Here is a 14,966-nt window from a genome sequence, read left to right as displayed (position 1 = left end):
CGCCTTTCAAAGCCTTCGCCGGAACCTCCGTGAGCAAAGAACCCGACCGCATTTTCGCCCAGCCGCTGGCTCAGGTGCCTGACTTCGCCTTCAATGAAGACGTGGTGCGGGTATTCCCGGACATGATCAAGCGCTCGGTGCCCGGCTACCCGACTATTGTCGAAAACCTCGGCGTGCTCGCCGCGCAGTTCGCGCAGCCCGACACCGTGCTGTATGACCTCGGCAGTTCGCTGGGTGCTGTCACGCAAGCCTTGCGCCGTCACGTACGCGGCGAAGGCTGTGAAGTCATCGCGATAGACAATTCCAGTGCAATGGTCGAGCGCTGCCGCGAATACCTTAATGCGCAGAACTCCATGTTTCAGGAGCTGCTGCCAGTGCAGGTCATCGAGGGCGATATCCTGGCACTGGAGTTCAAGCCTGCCTCGGTGGTGGCGCTGAACTTCACCCTGCAATTCATCGCGCCCGACCAGCGTCTGGCGCTGCTCGGCCGCATTCGTGATGCACTGGTGCCGGGCGGCGCGCTGATCCTCTCCGAGAAACTGCGCTTCAACGATGAGCAGGAACACGCGCTGCTGACCGATCTGCACATCGCCTTCAAGCGCGCCAACGGCTATAGCGATCTGGAAATTGCCCAGAAACGCAGCGCCATCGAAAACGTCATGAAACCCGACAGCCTTGAAGAGCACCGTCAGCGCCTGCTGGCAGCGGGCTTCTCCAAAGTCGTGCCCTGGTTCCAATGCCTTAACTTTGCCTCGTTGATTGCCCTCCCATGATTGATCTCGCTCCCCTCGTCCGTCGCCTGACGGGAACCCCTCTTGCTGAATGGGCCAATGGCCTGCAAGCCCAGCTCGACACCAAGATGACCAAGGGTCACGGCGACCTGCAACGCTGGCAAAGTGCGCTGGACGCATTGCCGGACCTGCAACCCGAGAGGGTCGATCTGAAAAACAGCTTCACCCTGGAAACCGAATGTGACGGCGAAACCCGTACCGTGCTACGCAAGGCGTTGCTCGGCTTGTCGCCATGGCGCAAGGGACCGTTCAACGTATTTGGCGTGCACATCGATACCGAATGGCGCTCGGACTGGAAGTGGTCACGAGTGTCGCCACACCTCGATCTGAAGGGCAAACGCGTTCTCGACGTAGGCTGCGGCAATGGTTACTACCAGTGGCGCATGCTCGGTGCCGGGGCCGACAGTGTGATTGGTGTCGACCCGAACTGGTTGTTCTTCTGCCAGTTCCAGGCCATGCAGCGCTACCTGCCCGACCTGCCCGCCTGGCACCTGCCCTTCACGCTGGAAGATCTGCCCGCCGGTCTTGAGGGCTTCGACACGGTGTTTTCAATGGGCGTGCTGTATCACCGCAAGTCGCCCATCGACCATTTGCTGGCGTTGAAAGACTGTCTGGTCAAAGGTGGGGAACTGGTGATGGAAACGCTCGTAGTGCCGGGCGATGTGCATCAGGTGCTGGTGCCGGAAGACCGCTATGCGCAAATGCGCAACGTATGGTTCCTCCCGTCAGTGCCCGCGCTGGAGCTGTGGATGCGCCGCGCAGGCTTTACCGACGTGCGCTGTGTGGACGTCAGCCATACCACGGTCGAAGAACAGCGCAGCACCGAGTGGATGCGCTTTCAGTCGTTGAGTGACTATCTGGACCCTGACGATCACAGCAAGACCGTAGAAGGCTTGCCTGCGCCCATGCGTGCGGTGATCGTGGGGCGCAAGCCTTGACGAAGGGGTTAGCGGGCCGCTGCCACGATCAGCGCTTTCATTTCTGACACCGCCGCCTTGAAGCCAACGAACAAGGCATGGGCCACCAGTGCGTGGCCGATGTTCAGTTCGTTGATGCCCTTGATGGCCGCAATCGCTTCGACGTTGTGATAGTGCAGGCCGTGACCGGCGTTGACGATCAGGCCCTGAGCGAGACCGAATGCGACCCCATCGGCCACCCGTTGCAGTTCTTCGGCGACTTCGGTCGGGGTCTGAGCATCGGCATAGCGGCCGGTGTGCAGTTCGATGGCGGGCGCACCCACACGTTTTGATGCCGCGATCTGACGCTCGTCGGCGTCGATGAACAGCGAGACCTCACAACCGATCTTTGCCAGCCGTTCGACTGCGGCCTTGATGCGTGCTTCCTGCCCGGCGACGTCCAGACCGCCTTCGGTGGTCAGCTCCTGACGTGTTTCCGGCACCAGGCAGATATGCGCCGGGCGGATACGCTCGGCAAAGGCGAGCATTTCTTCGGTTACGCCCATCTCGAAGTTCATGCGCGTCTGCAGCACATCCTTGAGCAACAGCACATCACGTTCCTGAATGTGTCGACGGTCTTCACGCAGGTGCACGGTGATGCCATCAGCACCCGCCTCTTCGGCGTCCAGCGCAGCTTTCACCGGGTCTGGATAACGCGTGCCGCGAGCCTGACGCAAGGTGGCCACATGATCGATGTTCACGCCAAGAAGGATACGAGTGCTTTGGGTCACGGTTGTCTCCAGAAAAAGGTACGAACTGATGTTTATCGACTTGATGCTGGCTATGGAGCATAAAGCCTGATTACGGCTTGCGAAACAGTTCACGACTGACTAAAGGGCGACCGCCCAGATGCACCGCCAGCGCCTGACGCATCAGACGCTTGGCAGCAGACAACGCGCCCGGCGTGCTCCAGTCGGCCTCGGCCATGGCCAGCAGCTCGACGCCTTGAAACAAGCCTGGCTGTAACAGATAGACACGCTCGAGCCCGGCGTCCACTTGCAGGCGGTACATGCCGTCTGCTGCCAGTGGTTCGCCATTGATGTCGGTGTCCATGGCAAAACCGTAGCCCAGATCGTCGAGCAATCGCCATTCGAAAGAACGCAGAAGCGGTTCCAGCGGACGCCCCGCGGCCAACGCCAGCAAGGTGGCGGCATAGTGATCGAATACCGCAGGGTGTGGATCTTCGGCGGGTAACAGGCGAATCAGCAGTTCGTTGAGGTACATGCCGCTGAACAGCGCTTCACCGGTCATCCAGGTGGCCACGCCTGCGCTTTCCATGCGACCGACATTCTTCAGTTCGCCACGCCCGCGAAACTCGACTTCCAGTGGCACGAAAGGACGCGCCAGCGAACCGGCCTTGCCCTTGGCGCTGCGCAACACGGCTCGCAGAAGCCCTTGCGGCGTGAGAAAGTCGACCAGCGCGCTGTTTTCGCGATAGGCACGGCTATGCAGCACATAAGCAGGTTGGCCGGTGGGCGTGCTCATCAGACGGGCTCGAAAGAAAAGGGTTCGCCCGACCGCAAAGAGGTCGGGTGAAGGACAGCTTAGAGGTCGCCGTAACCCAGCGAGCGCAGCGCACGCTCATCATCGGACCAGCCACCCTTGACCTTGACCCACAGGTTGAGCATGACTTTGGAGTCGAACAGCAGCTCCATGTCGCGACGGGCATCACTGCCGATGCGCTTGATGCGATCGCCCTTGTCGCCAATGATGATCTTCTTCTGACCATCACGTTCGACGAGGATCAACGCGTGGATATGCAGCGTGCGGCCCTGCTGCTTGAACTCTTCGATTTCGACGGTGATCTGGTACGGAAGCTCGGCACCCAGCTGGCGCATGATCTTCTCGCGGACCAGTTCGGCAGCCAGGAAACGACTGCTGCGGTCGGTGATCTGGTCTTCCGGGAAGAAGTGTTCGTTCTCCGGAAGATGGGACGCGATCAGGCTTTCCAGCGCTTCGAGGTTGTGCCCGTGCTGCGCGGAAATCGGCACGATGGAGGCATTCGGCAACTGGCCTTGCAGCCATTCCAGATGCGGCATCAGATCGCTTTTATCTTCGATGCGGTCGGTCTTGTTGATCGCCAGGATGACCGGACCCTGCACGTACTGCACGCGTTCCAGAACCATCTGGTCTTCGTCGGTCCAGCGGGTGCGATCGACCACGAAGATCACCACATCGACGTCTTTCAACGCAGCCGACGCGGTCTTGTTCATGTAGCGGTTAAGCGCTTTTTCGCCATTCTTGTGCATGCCGGGGGTATCGACATAGACCGCCTGCACGGCGCCCTCGGTCTTGATGCCCAGCATGTTATGACGCGTGGTCTGCGGCTTGCGTGAGGTGATCGCCAGCTTCTGACCCAGAATATGGTTGAGCAGCGTGGACTTGCCTACGTTAGGGCGGCCGACGATGGCAACATAGCCACAGCGAGTTGCGGTTGTATCAGTCATGACCGTTCTCCACGCCCAGGGCAATGAGTGCGGCTGCTGCGGCTACCTGTTCGGCAATCCGGCGGCTGACACCTTGTCCTCGGCTCTTTTCATTCAAAAGGTTGATCTCGCATTCGACGAAAAACGTCCGGCAATGCGGTTCGCCCTGAATATCCACCACTTCGTAACGTGGCAGATCGCAGGCGCGCGACTGAAGGAATTCCTGCAGTCGGGTTTTCGGGTCTTTGTTGGTGTCCACCAGCGTCAGGCTGTCGAACTCGGTGGTCAGCCAGGCCAGAACACGTTCGCGGGCCGCTTCCATGCCGGCATCGAGATAGATCGCACCAATCAGCGCTTCCAGTGCGTCAGCCAGAATGGACTCACGGCGGAAACCGCCGCTTTTCAGCTCGCCGGAGCCCAGACGCAGGTATTCGCCCAGGTCGAAACCACGCGCCAGCAGCGCCAGGGTTTCGCCTTTCACCAACCGCGCACGCAAGCGTGACAACTGACCTTCGCGGGCCTGCGGAAAGCGTTCGAACAGCGCCTCGCCGGCGACGAAATTGAGTATGGCATCGCCGAGGAATTCCAGACGCTCATTGTTGCGACCCGCAAAGCTGCGGTGGGTCAGCGCCAGGACCATCAGTTCCTGATCCTTGAAGGTGTAGCCGAGCTGACGCTCCAGGCGGCTCAGGGATACGCTCACGGTTTCCCCACACTGAATTGCTTGTCGAACTTCAACACCAGATCGATGTTCTGGAACCACGGCTCACGCTGCTCATAATTCAAATGGGCTTTGAACGCGTTGTTCTCCACCGTCACTTTCAACGCCTTGTTCAAATCTATATCCCGAATGCTGTTGACCTGCATGTTCTTACCGACATAACCGTAAAATTCGTCGACCGTGGTGATATCCAGGGTCTTGTTGGTGTCGACTGTTTCGATGATGTTCGTCATCGTCCTGTAGTCGAGGTAATGGGGGACGAGCTTGAAGGCCGTGGTGGTCGCAAAGGCAACCAACGCCAGAACCAGCAGCCATCCCACCAGCGAAAAACCTTTTTGAGAAGTAGAAAACTTCATGTTCGACCTCAAACGTGCGCAGCCTGCCCGATCGGGCCGGCTCATCGTGCAGAGGCGCTTCCCGTCAGCCGAAATGACAAACGGCGCTGCCTCAGGCAGCGCCGCATCGATTACTTGATCAACCCTACGCGTGCAAAGTTGGGGAAGTGGCTGAGCTTCGGCTCTGGCCAGCTCATCCACACCGCAAAGGCTTTGCCGACGATGTTCTTGTCCGGAACCATGCCCAGCTCGTCCTTCGGAATGTTAGGGTCATCCCAGTAACGGCTGTCATTGGAGTTGTCGCGATTGTCGCCCATCATGAAGTAGTGAGCGGCAGGTACTGTCCATTCACTGTCAGGCGGCGCACGGTAACGGGTCATCTCCTGACGAATCTGATGCTCGACTGTGCCCAGTTGTTCTTCATACAACTCCGCGCTGCCCAGCGTACCCGGCTCGGTGCCGATCAGCTTTTTGGCCACCAGCTCACCGTTGATGAACAGGCGCTTGTCGCTGGTGTAACGGATGCGATCACCCGGCAGCCCGACGACACGTTTGATGTAGTTCACGCTCGGGTCGCTCGGGTAGCGGAAAACCATCACATCGCCACGCTGCGGGTCACCGATCTCGATCACTTTCTGGTCCAGGACCGGCAGGCGGATGCCATACGCGAACTTGTTGACCAGAATGAAATCGCCTACATCCAGGGTCGGCTTCATGGAGCCCGACGGAATCTGGAACGGCTCGACCAGAAACGAACGAAGCACCAGCACGATGAACAACACCGGAAAGAACGATTTGCCGTATTCAACCAGCAAAGGTTCCTTGTTCAATCGCTCGACGACAGCAATGTCAGGTTCACCGACGCTACCCTGATAGTTCGAAATGGCCGCCCGGCGACGAGGCGCCAGGACAATCAGGTCGATCAGTGCAAGCACGCCACAGACGAACACAGCGATGACCAACAACAGCGGGAAATTTAGTGACATAGGACCTGACTATTCCAACCTGAGCACTGCAAGGAAGGCTTCCTGTGGAATTTCCACGTTGCCGACCTGCTTCATGCGTTTCTTACCGGCCTTTTGCTTCTCCAGCAATTTACGCTTGCGGCTGACGTCACCGCCGTAGCATTTGGCCAATACGTTCTTTCTAAGCGCCTTGACGGTTGTCCGCGCCACAATCTGACCGCCGATGGCCGCCTGAATTGCCACGTCGAACATCTGCCGAGGAATCAGCTCTTTCATCTTCTCGGTCAACGCACGCCCTTTGTAGTGGGCGTTGTCGCGGTGAACGATCAGTGCCAGGGCATCGACCTTCTCGGCGTTGATCAACACGTCGAGCTTGACCAGGTTGGCTGACTGGTAACGATCGAAATGATAGTCCAGCGAAGCATAACCGCGGCTGACAGACTTGAGACGGTCGAAGAAGTCGAGGACCACTTCGTTCATCGGCAAATCGTAGCTCACCTGCACCTGGGTGCCGAGGAACAGCATGTCGTGCTGAACGCCACGCTTTTCGATACACAGGGTAATGACGTTGCCCAGGTGCTCCTGCGGCACAAGAATATTTGCCCGAACGATGGGTTCGCGCATGTCTTCGATGGCCGACAGGTCTGGCAGTTTGGACGGGTTGTCGACGTAGATGGTCTCACCGGTCTTCAACAGCAGTTCAAAGATTACGGTTGGCGCGGTGGTGATCAGGTCGAGGTTGTACTCGCGCTCCAGGCGCTCCTGGATGATCTCCATGTGGAGCATGCCAAGGAAGCCACAACGGAAGCCGAAGCCCAGTGCGTCGGAGCTTTCCGGCAGATACTGCAGCGAGGAGTCGTTCAGCGTCAGCTTTTGCAGGGCTTCGCGGAAGTCTTCGAAATCGTCCGAACTAACCGGAAACAGACCGGCATAGACTTGCGGCTGAATGCGTTTGAAACCCGGCAGCACGTCTACGTCGGGGGTGGTGCTCAGGGTCAGGGTGTCACCCACCGGCGCACCGTGAATGTCCTTGATGCCGGCAATGATGAAGCCCACTTCACCGGCTTTCAGATCAACGGTGGCTATGTGCTTGGGATTGAACACACCCACGCTGTCGACCAGGTGCATCTTGCCGGTGGACTTGACGAGGATCTTGTCGCCCTTGCGCACGCGACCATGGCGTACACGCACCAGCGACACAACGCCCAGGTAATTGTCGAACCATGAGTCGATGATCAGCGCCTGCAACGGCGCTTCGATGTCGCCGGTCGGTGGCGGAATGGTCGCTACCAGACGCTCGAGGACTTCGTCGACACCCATGCCGCTCTTGGCGCTGCACGCTACGGCGTCAGTGGCGTCAATGCCGATGATCTTCTCGATCTCTTCCTTGACGCGGTCCGGATCGGCCTGCGGCAAGTCCATCTTGTTCAGGACAGGCATGACCTCAAGGCCCTGCTCGATTGCGGTGTAGCAGTTGGCAACCGACTGGGCCTCAACACCCTGACCGGCATCGACCACCAGCAACGCACCTTCGCACGCAGCCAGGGAACGGCTGACTTCATAGGTGAAGTCGACGTGCCCCGGGGTGTCGATGAAGTTCAGCTGGTAGGTGATACCGTCTTTGGCCTTGTAGTACAGGGTAACGCTATGGGCCTTGATGGTGATCCCGCGCTCGCGCTCGAGATCCATGGAGTCGAGCACCTGCGCTTCCATTTCGCGCTCGGACAGGCCGCCGCACATTTGAATGAAGCGATCGGCCAGCGTCGACTTGCCATGGTCAATGTGGGCGATGATGGAGAAATTGCGGATATGACTCAAATCACTCACGGATCAACACTCAAAAAGGTTGCAGGCAGATTGCCCGCCGAAAAATAGCCGGGAATTGTACCTGAACTAAGCAAGAGGCGTCACGCTTACAGGCACCCGGATCGGTGCCGGGCAACCGGTCAGCCACAAAAAAGGGTGGCCGCAGCCACCCTTCCCGATCAAATCAGCCCGTTACTCGGACAGTTTGAAGGTAATGAAAGTCGCACGGCCCTGACGCAGAACACGCATCGAGACGGAACGGTCCTTGGGCAGGCTTTTCGCCACTTCGGTGAACTGCTTGCCGGAGATGATCGCCTGATTGTTCAGGTGAGTGATCACATCACCCGGTTGCAGACCGATCAACGCTGCCGGACCACCGGAGACTTCCTTGATGGCCACACCACCTTTGATATCCAGAGTCTTTTTCTGCTCGGCGGTCAGTTCGATCACCGATACGCCCAGACGATTGCTGCTGCGCTCGGCACCGGAGCCCGAAATGTCGCCCATCTCCTGACCTTCATCCGGCAATGCGCCGACAGTCACGGTCAGTTTCTGACGCTTGCCGTCACGAATCACTTCGAGTTCGGCCTTGCTGCCATCCTTGAGATTACCGATCAAGTGCGGGAGGTCAGCCGACATGACGATTGGCTGACCGTTGGCACTGAGAATCACGTCACCGACCTGCAAACCGCCCTTGGCCGCCGGGCCGTCTTCCAGAACCTGGGCAACCAGCGCACCGGCAGGCTTGTCCAGCCCGAACGATTCGGCCAGGTCCTTGTTCACTTCCTGAATAACCACACCCAGCCAGCCGCGGCTGACTTTGCCACTGGCCTTGAGCTGGTTGGCAACGTCCATGGCGACGTCAATCGGGATTGCGAACGACAGGCCCATGAAGCCGCCGGAACGGGTAAAGATCTGCGAGTTGATCCCGACCACTTCGCCCGCCATGTTGAACAACGGGCCGCCCGAGTTACCCGGGTTGATCGCCACGTCGGTCTGGATGAACGGCACGTAAGTGTCATTCGGCAGACTGCGTCCCTTGGCACTGACGATGCCTTTGGTCACCGAATGATCAAAGCCGAAAGGCGAACCGATGGCCAGTACCCACTCACCCACCTTGAGCGTGTTGGAATTGCCCAGCTTGGCAGTTGGCAGGTCTTTGCCTTCGATTTTCAGTACGGCCACGTCAGTACGCGGATCAGTACCGACCAGCCTGGCCTTCAATTCACTGCGATCGGACAGGCGCACGAGAATCTCGTCGGCGCCATCAATCACATGATTATTGGTCAGAACGTAACCGTCCGACGAAATAATGAACCCCGAACCCAGCGACTGCGCTTCGCGCTGGCGATCACCTTTGCCTGGCGCCCGCGACCCCGGCGGCATGCTGCGCTCGAGAAATTCGCGGAGCATGGGCGGCAGGCCTTCCATATCCGGCATCTGTTGGTTGGCGACAGCACGATCCGGCAATTTCTGGCGGGTACTGATGTTCACCACTGCGGGCGATGCCTGTTCGACCAGCCCGGTAAAATCGGGCAGGTTCTCGGCCTGAGCCGTGGCGACCTGTCCGAGCATCAGCACGGCGGCGATCAATGAAAAATAAGACTTCATACGTGGTATCGACATACGGCTCCCGTTCGTAACGAGCAAAATTAAGCAGTACAGAGCAACTGACTCAAGGACCCTGAGCCGCGATGCTCATTCCAGAGTCAGATATAGGGCCCACAAACGACAAAGGCCAGAGCTGCGAGGCTGTGACCTATAGAAAAAATAGAGGATTTTTGCAACGTGAAAACCTCACCAAACATTTCAGTATCTCGCCCAAGGCCAGGTTGACTGCGGTCTGGCGGCTCATCGAACCCAAGATGAAAAATTTTACATCCCGGGCATTCGTCGCTTCAGATGTTTATTGCTTTACCGGAGTTTCATCATTGCGCATGGATAACGCAATACGCTCGGCCGTGCCCATGGGCACTTCTCCGACGACCGTCACCATCATGTCACCCTGTGGCGTGGTGAGACGACGCGAAACAGCCGCGGTCGGCCCCAGTTGAGTACGGATATCCGACGAAGACGCCCCTTTCACGGATTCGATGAATACCGAAAAACGCGCCAGACCATCGCCGTACATCAAACGGGTGACAGAGGACTGCGTAGCGGGGTCCTTGCGGACGCCACTGCTGCCGAGCTCAAAACCGGGAGGCAACCAGTCCGAGCGCCATGCCACAGGGCTGATGGCAACTTCAGGCTTGGTTTTCACGATAGGCACCGGCTTGCACTCATCGCTTGCCTTGAGCGTTTGCTCGGACAAGACGCTGGACGTATCAAGATCGGTAAACTGGAAACGCTCGAGCAATTGACCCCGTTCACTTAATAACAGTGATTTGAGCAACAGTCCGGTTTCATTATCCAGATGAAGTTCGAGGCCGTAGCGATGCTGGTCCTTGGGCGACAGCGCGACGATGGTCGTCGAGCGGCCAGCCACTCTGGACTTGCCGACAATTTTCATGTCGTACCAAGCGGAAAGTCTTTTGACATCGAATGCACGGGCGGTGGAAACAGCCGGATTGGCTACACCCGCTTCAAGCGTACCGCTGACGCACTGGGTAAGTCCGCCAACGCGCAACACTTCCTGAGCAGACCCATCAAGTTGCAATAAACGCTCCTGAACCTTGCCATCCGCGATGCGGTGCCAGATTCGGTGGGTAGAAAAGCTACCGTTGCGTTCGTAAACAAATGTGCCTTGATAATTCTGCGACTGATCGACTTTTGCAAGACGATTGACAGCGTCTTGCGCGTCGTCAGCCTGTACCGGGAGGGCAAGCCATCCACTAAGCAGTAACGGCAGTAGAGGGACGGCTCGCATGATCCTCCTTAACGGTTTTCCAGGCTGGCAGCACGGGCATAAGGCAACGCGCTCTCAGTGCCTTTCAACGCTGCTTCCTGAGCGTGTTGACGCAAGTAACCAGGCAGACGCTGATCGCCCTCACCTGCACCCTGCAACACACCGTTGGCCATAGGGCCTGGTGCCTGCTCGGCGCTTTCAGTGTAGCCGGCCAGTACAGCCGGACCTTTTACTTGCGGAACGGTCAGATTGGCAGGCTGCTGGGTCTGCTGTGCCAGCTGCGCGCCGGCAATGTCATCCTGGTTATACAGGCGGACACCGGCCAGAACGGCTACGGTAACCGACGCTGCAACGGCCAGACGACCGAGCGTACGCCAAGGACCACGCGCTGCCTTGAGCGGGCTGACTTCATCGGCAATAGCGGCAGATACAGCAGCCGAAATATCCAGATGAGGGATCAGCAACTCTTTGTGCATGGCTGCACGGGCAACTTGATAACGCGACCATGTGGCGCGAGTCTCAGCATCGTCAATGGCATTCAATACCCGACGTAATTCCAGTTCGTCCGCTTCGTTATCCAGTACCGCGGACAGCGATTCCTGCAGGGCTTCACGACTCATGGCGGGTTCCTCTCTTGGGCTATCGCCGCTGTCTCAGGATTCCTGCAACAACGGCTGCAGGGCTTTATCGATGGCTTCCCGAGCGCGAAAGATGCGAGAGCGCACGGTACCAACAGGACACTGCATGACGCTCGCAATGTCTTCATAACTCAGACCATCGAATTCACGTAAAGTTAGTGCCGTACGTAAATCTTCCGGGAGAAGCTGGATGGTCCGATGGACGGTGCCCTCGATCTCATCCCTTAACAATGCACGCTCCGGCGACTCGATGTCCTTGAGGCCGTGATCGCCGTCGTAGAACTCCGCGTCTTCAGACCTTACATCGCTATCGGGTGGTCGACGACCTCTCGACACCAGATAGTTCTTCGCCGTATTAATAGCGATGCGGTACAGCCATGTATAAAAAGCACTGTCGCCGCGAAAATTTCCGAGCGCACGATAAGCTTTAATAAACGCTTCCTGTGCAACATCCTGAGCCTCATGGGTGTCGTGCACGAAACGCACGATCAACCCTAGAATTTTGTGCTGATATTTCAGCACCAACAGATCAAACGCTCGCGTATCACCGCGCTGTACGCGCTCGACAAGCTGCTGATCCTCTTCCTGGGTTAGCATGAACACTCCTCGTTAAGCTTGAAGGAGCGTTGCAACTGACGGTGTTCAGGCTCGCAAACATAGACTCGGGCTTTTCGCAAAAGTTCTCCCCCTTCAAGCAAGTTTCCTGCAGACCATCTTGACGCCTGCACGAAAAACGCAGCTCGACAGGGTCGGCTGCGCGAATAGTCTTGTCGTCGAATTCGCAGTTGATGATCACTTATCTAACACTGCAAAAAACGACGCTGTTCCTGTGTAGGCAACCTGCTATTGAGCCTGGATCCCGGTAAAAAGTTCCATTGACACAATGTCAGGCGTGGACCCCAGACTGCATATATCTCCAGAAAATCACTGATTTGAAGCATTTCCAGTGAATAACCCGGTAAAACAAATAGGCATGACATCAGGGACTGGAGCACAATCCCAGCCCGCCGTGGTCTCACATTGCCATGTAGGCGCGGCTATTGTGCCGTTACCCCCATACTTATACTAGTGGCCGCCAAGGACAGAATGCGCAGATGAGTCAACATTTTCAGCACGACGTACTGGTAATCGGCAGCGGCGCTGCCGGACTGAGTCTGGCCCTGACGCTTCCCGGGCATCTGCGGATTGCCGTGCTGAGCAAGGGCGATCTGGCCAACGGTTCGACATTCTGGGCGCAAGGTGGCGTTGCAGCGGTCCTCGATGACAGCGACACCGTGCAGTCTCATGTCGAAGACACGCTGAACGCTGGCGGCGGCCTTTGCCATGAAGACGCCGTGCGTTTTACCGTGGAGCACAGCCGCGAGGCCATTCAGTGGTTGATCGATCAGGGCGTGCCGTTTACCCGTGGCGACCACGGGGACACGGACGAAAGCGGCTTTGAGTTTCACCTGACCCGCGAAGGCGGTCACAGCCATCGACGCATCATTCACGCCGCCGACGCCACCGGCGCGGCGATATTCCGTACCTTGCTCGAGCAAGCCAGCAAGCGGCCGAACATCGAGCTGCTGGAGCAGCGCGCAGCCATTGATCTGATCACCGAGCGCCGTCTCGGCCTTGACGGCCAACGCTGCCTGGGTGCGTATGTGCTCAATCGCAGCAGCGGCGAAGTCGACACCTACGGTGCGCGCTTCACGATTCTGGCCTCGGGCGGCGCTGCAAAAGTCTATCTGTACACCAGCAACCCGGATGGCGCGTGCGGTGACGGCATCGCAATGGCCTGGCGCTCGGGCTGCCGGGTGGCGAATCTGGAGTTCAACCAGTTTCACCCCACCTGCCTCTATCACCCGCAGGCCAAAAGTTTTCTGATCACCGAAGCGCTGCGCGGCGAAGGCGCCTACCTCAAGCTGCCCAACGGCGAGCGCTTCATGCCGCGATTCGACGAACGGGCAGAATTGGCCCCGCGCGATATCGTGGCGCGGGCGATCGACCACGAGATGAAGCGTCTGGGCATCGACTGCGTTTTCCTGGACATCAGCCACAAACCCGAAGCATTCATCAAGACACACTTCCCCACCGTTTATGAACGCTGCCTCGAGTTCTCCATCGACATTACTCGCCAGCCCATTCCAGTGGTGCCCGCTGCGCATTACACCTGCGGCGGTGTGATGGTCGACAGCCACGGCCACACCGATGTGCCCGGCCTGTATGCCATCGGAGAAACCAGCTTCACCGGCCTGCACGGCGCAAACCGCATGGCCAGCAATTCGCTCCTGGAATGCTTTGTCTACGCGCGTTCGGCAGCCGCAGACATCGAGCAGCAGTTGGATAAAGTGTCCATGCCCACAAACCTGCCAGCCTGGGATGCCAGTCAGGTCACCGATTCGGATGAAGACGTGATCATCGCCCACAACTGGGACGAGTTGCGGCGCTTCATGTGGGACTACGTGGGCATCGTGCGCACCAACAAGCGCTTGCAGCGCGCACGGCATCGGGTGCGTCTGTTGCTGGACGAAATCGACGAGTTTTACAGCAACTACAAGGTCAGCCGCGACCTGATCGAGCTGCGCAACCTGGCGCAGGTCGCCGAACTGATGATTGAGTCAGCCATGCAGCGCAAGGAAAGCCGTGGCCTGCATTACACACTGGATTATCCCGACATGCTGCCCGAGGCGCTTGACACTATTCTGCTGCCACCCAATTACGCCGGCTGAATTTCAGACGCACGCGCAGGCGTCGGTGCATGTCCGGCGTCAGCGCATCGCGAGGAATGCAGCAACTGCTGGTGAACCCCGAAGGCCTGCCGTCGCCGCCGATCAGGCGAAAACGCACTATCACGACCCAAGGCAAAGCAAGGCTGTCCGGCCTCAGGCAGACAGGTTGCCAGCCGCACCGCTCACTCCAGAGCTGCCAGCCCTGGCGATCACGTTTCAGCGCGCGGTACGCCGCAGGATGATTGAGCAGGATCGACCGGGGCAGCACCCAGACGGCGTGCGTCAGGCAAGAGGCCGATCCGATCAGTATCGCCCATGGGCTGATATCCAGCTGGCACAGCGCTATCAACGCCAGCAGCTGAGCGACCAGATAAGCGCCCAGCAGCAGACGCGACGCCTGCCAGTGGCACTCGAAACGGTCACTTGGGCTGGACACGGTCCAGAATCATGCGAACCATGCGTTGCAGCTCAGGGTCTTCGGATTCGGCACGCTGCATGAACCAGCCGAACATGTCCTGATCCTCACAGGTCAGCAGGCGACGATACAGATCGCGGTCCACGTCATTCAAATGCGGGTAGACCTCACGGACAAACGGCACTAACAGCACGTCCAGTTCAAGCATGCCGCGGCGGCTGTGCCAGTAAAGGCGGTTGAGTTCAACGTCTTCGACCATGGAGCGCTCCTCAAAGTAGGCGGCGAGTATACAGCCGTGAGCCGACGGCGCGAACCGCACAATGGTCGCAGCAGTTTTCATGTAACCGTATTCATATC

Annotated in this window: 16 protein-coding genes; 3 read left to right on the top strand and 13 right to left on the bottom strand. The window is 58.3% G+C overall.

The window, feature by feature from the left end; all coding sequences use genetic code 11:
- Positions 1-29: 29 nt before the first annotated feature.
- Together cmoA and cmoB are read left to right on the top strand one after the other, a co-directional pair.
- Positions 30-773: a carboxy-S-adenosyl-L-methionine synthase CmoA gene (gene cmoA / locus ABJ99_RS07375; protein WP_054085258.1), complete on the top strand. Its 744-nt coding sequence runs from the start codon at positions 30-32 to the stop codon at positions 771-773.
- The gene (cmoB, locus tag ABJ99_RS07370) at positions 770-1,729 is read left to right on the top strand and encodes a tRNA 5-methoxyuridine(34)/uridine 5-oxyacetic acid(34) synthase CmoB (RefSeq protein ID WP_054085257.1); all 960 of its coding nucleotides are present in this window, start codon (positions 770-772) and stop codon (positions 1,727-1,729) included. The genes cmoA and cmoB overlap by 4 nt, the downstream gene beginning before the upstream one ends.
- An 8-nt stretch (positions 1,730-1,737) precedes the next feature.
- On the opposite strand, the gene pdxJ is transcribed toward cmoB, so the two are convergent.
- The 11 genes from pdxJ to rpoE form a co-directional block, all read right to left on the bottom strand.
- Entirely contained in the window at positions 1,738-2,478 is a 741-nt protein-coding gene (gene pdxJ / locus ABJ99_RS07365) for a pyridoxine 5'-phosphate synthase (protein ID WP_054085256.1), read from the bottom strand.
- A gap of 70 nt (positions 2,479-2,548) precedes the next feature.
- Positions 2,549-3,232: a DNA repair protein RecO gene (gene recO, locus ABJ99_RS07360; protein ID WP_054085255.1), complete on the bottom strand. Its 684-nt coding sequence runs from the start codon at positions 3,230-3,232 to the stop codon at positions 2,549-2,551.
- A gap of 59 nt (positions 3,233-3,291) precedes the next feature.
- Positions 3,292-4,194, bottom strand: coding sequence for a GTPase Era (era, locus tag ABJ99_RS07355; RefSeq protein ID WP_007248791.1), 903 nt, complete (start codon positions 4,192-4,194; stop codon positions 3,292-3,294).
- Positions 4,187-4,876, bottom strand: a complete 690-nt coding sequence (rnc, locus tag ABJ99_RS07350) for a ribonuclease III (RefSeq protein ID WP_007248792.1) — start codon at positions 4,874-4,876, stop codon at positions 4,187-4,189. Before rnc ends, era begins: the two co-directional genes overlap by 8 nt.
- Positions 4,873-5,250, bottom strand: coding sequence for a DUF4845 domain-containing protein (locus tag ABJ99_RS07345; protein ID WP_054085254.1), 378 nt, complete (start codon positions 5,248-5,250; stop codon positions 4,873-4,875). Before ABJ99_RS07345 ends, rnc begins: the two co-directional genes overlap by 4 nt.
- Positions 5,251-5,360: 110 nt before the next feature.
- Complete coding sequence (gene lepB, locus ABJ99_RS07340) at positions 5,361-6,215, bottom strand: signal peptidase I (RefSeq protein WP_054085253.1); 855 nt, start codon at positions 6,213-6,215, stop codon at positions 5,361-5,363.
- A gap of 9 nt (positions 6,216-6,224) precedes the next feature.
- Positions 6,225-8,021: a translation elongation factor 4 gene (gene lepA, locus ABJ99_RS07335; protein WP_042912503.1), complete on the bottom strand. Its 1,797-nt coding sequence runs from the start codon at positions 8,019-8,021 to the stop codon at positions 6,225-6,227.
- Between the two features lie 171 nt (positions 8,022-8,192).
- On the bottom strand, positions 8,193-9,611 hold the full coding sequence (locus tag ABJ99_RS07330) for a DegQ family serine endoprotease (protein WP_230081001.1): 1,419 nt from the start codon (positions 9,609-9,611) through the stop codon (positions 8,193-8,195).
- A 295-nt stretch (positions 9,612-9,906) separates the two neighbouring features.
- Positions 9,907-10,866 (bottom strand): MucB/RseB C-terminal domain-containing protein, encoded by a 960-nt coding sequence (locus ABJ99_RS07325; protein WP_054085251.1) that lies wholly within the window; start codon positions 10,864-10,866, stop codon positions 9,907-9,909.
- Between the two features lie 8 nt (positions 10,867-10,874).
- Entirely contained in the window at positions 10,875-11,465 is a 591-nt protein-coding gene (locus ABJ99_RS07320) for an anti sigma-E factor RseA C-terminal domain-containing protein (protein WP_054085250.1), read from the bottom strand.
- A gap of 33 nt (positions 11,466-11,498) precedes the next feature.
- On the bottom strand, positions 11,499-12,080 hold the full coding sequence (rpoE, locus tag ABJ99_RS07315; protein WP_002554912.1) for an RNA polymerase sigma factor RpoE: 582 nt from the start codon (positions 12,078-12,080) through the stop codon (positions 11,499-11,501).
- A 497-nt stretch (positions 12,081-12,577) separates the two neighbouring features.
- On the opposite strand from rpoE, the gene nadB reads away from it, so the two are divergent.
- Positions 12,578-14,194, top strand: coding sequence for an L-aspartate oxidase (gene nadB, locus ABJ99_RS07310; protein WP_054085249.1), 1,617 nt, complete (start codon positions 12,578-12,580; stop codon positions 14,192-14,194).
- Here the strand turns inward: nadB and ABJ99_RS07305 are convergent.
- Positions 14,163-14,630: a protein YgfX gene (locus ABJ99_RS07305; protein WP_054085248.1), complete on the bottom strand. Its 468-nt coding sequence runs from the start codon at positions 14,628-14,630 to the stop codon at positions 14,163-14,165. The genes nadB and ABJ99_RS07305 overlap by 32 nt on opposite strands.
- A complete protein-coding gene (locus ABJ99_RS07300; RefSeq protein WP_004881759.1) occupies positions 14,614-14,868 on the bottom strand; it encodes an FAD assembly factor SdhE in 255 nt (84 codons plus the stop codon). Before ABJ99_RS07300 ends, ABJ99_RS07305 begins: the two co-directional genes overlap by 17 nt.
- Between the last annotated feature and the right edge of the window lie 98 nt (positions 14,869-14,966).

It is taken from the genome of Pseudomonas syringae pv. cilantro (genome assembly GCF_001293775.1).
In the GTDB taxonomy this organism is placed as follows: Bacteria; Pseudomonadota; Gammaproteobacteria; order Pseudomonadales; family Pseudomonadaceae; genus Aquipseudomonas; species Aquipseudomonas syringae_P.
Note: the sequence above shows the minus strand (reverse complement) of the source record. Positions and strands in the feature narration are given on the sequence as shown.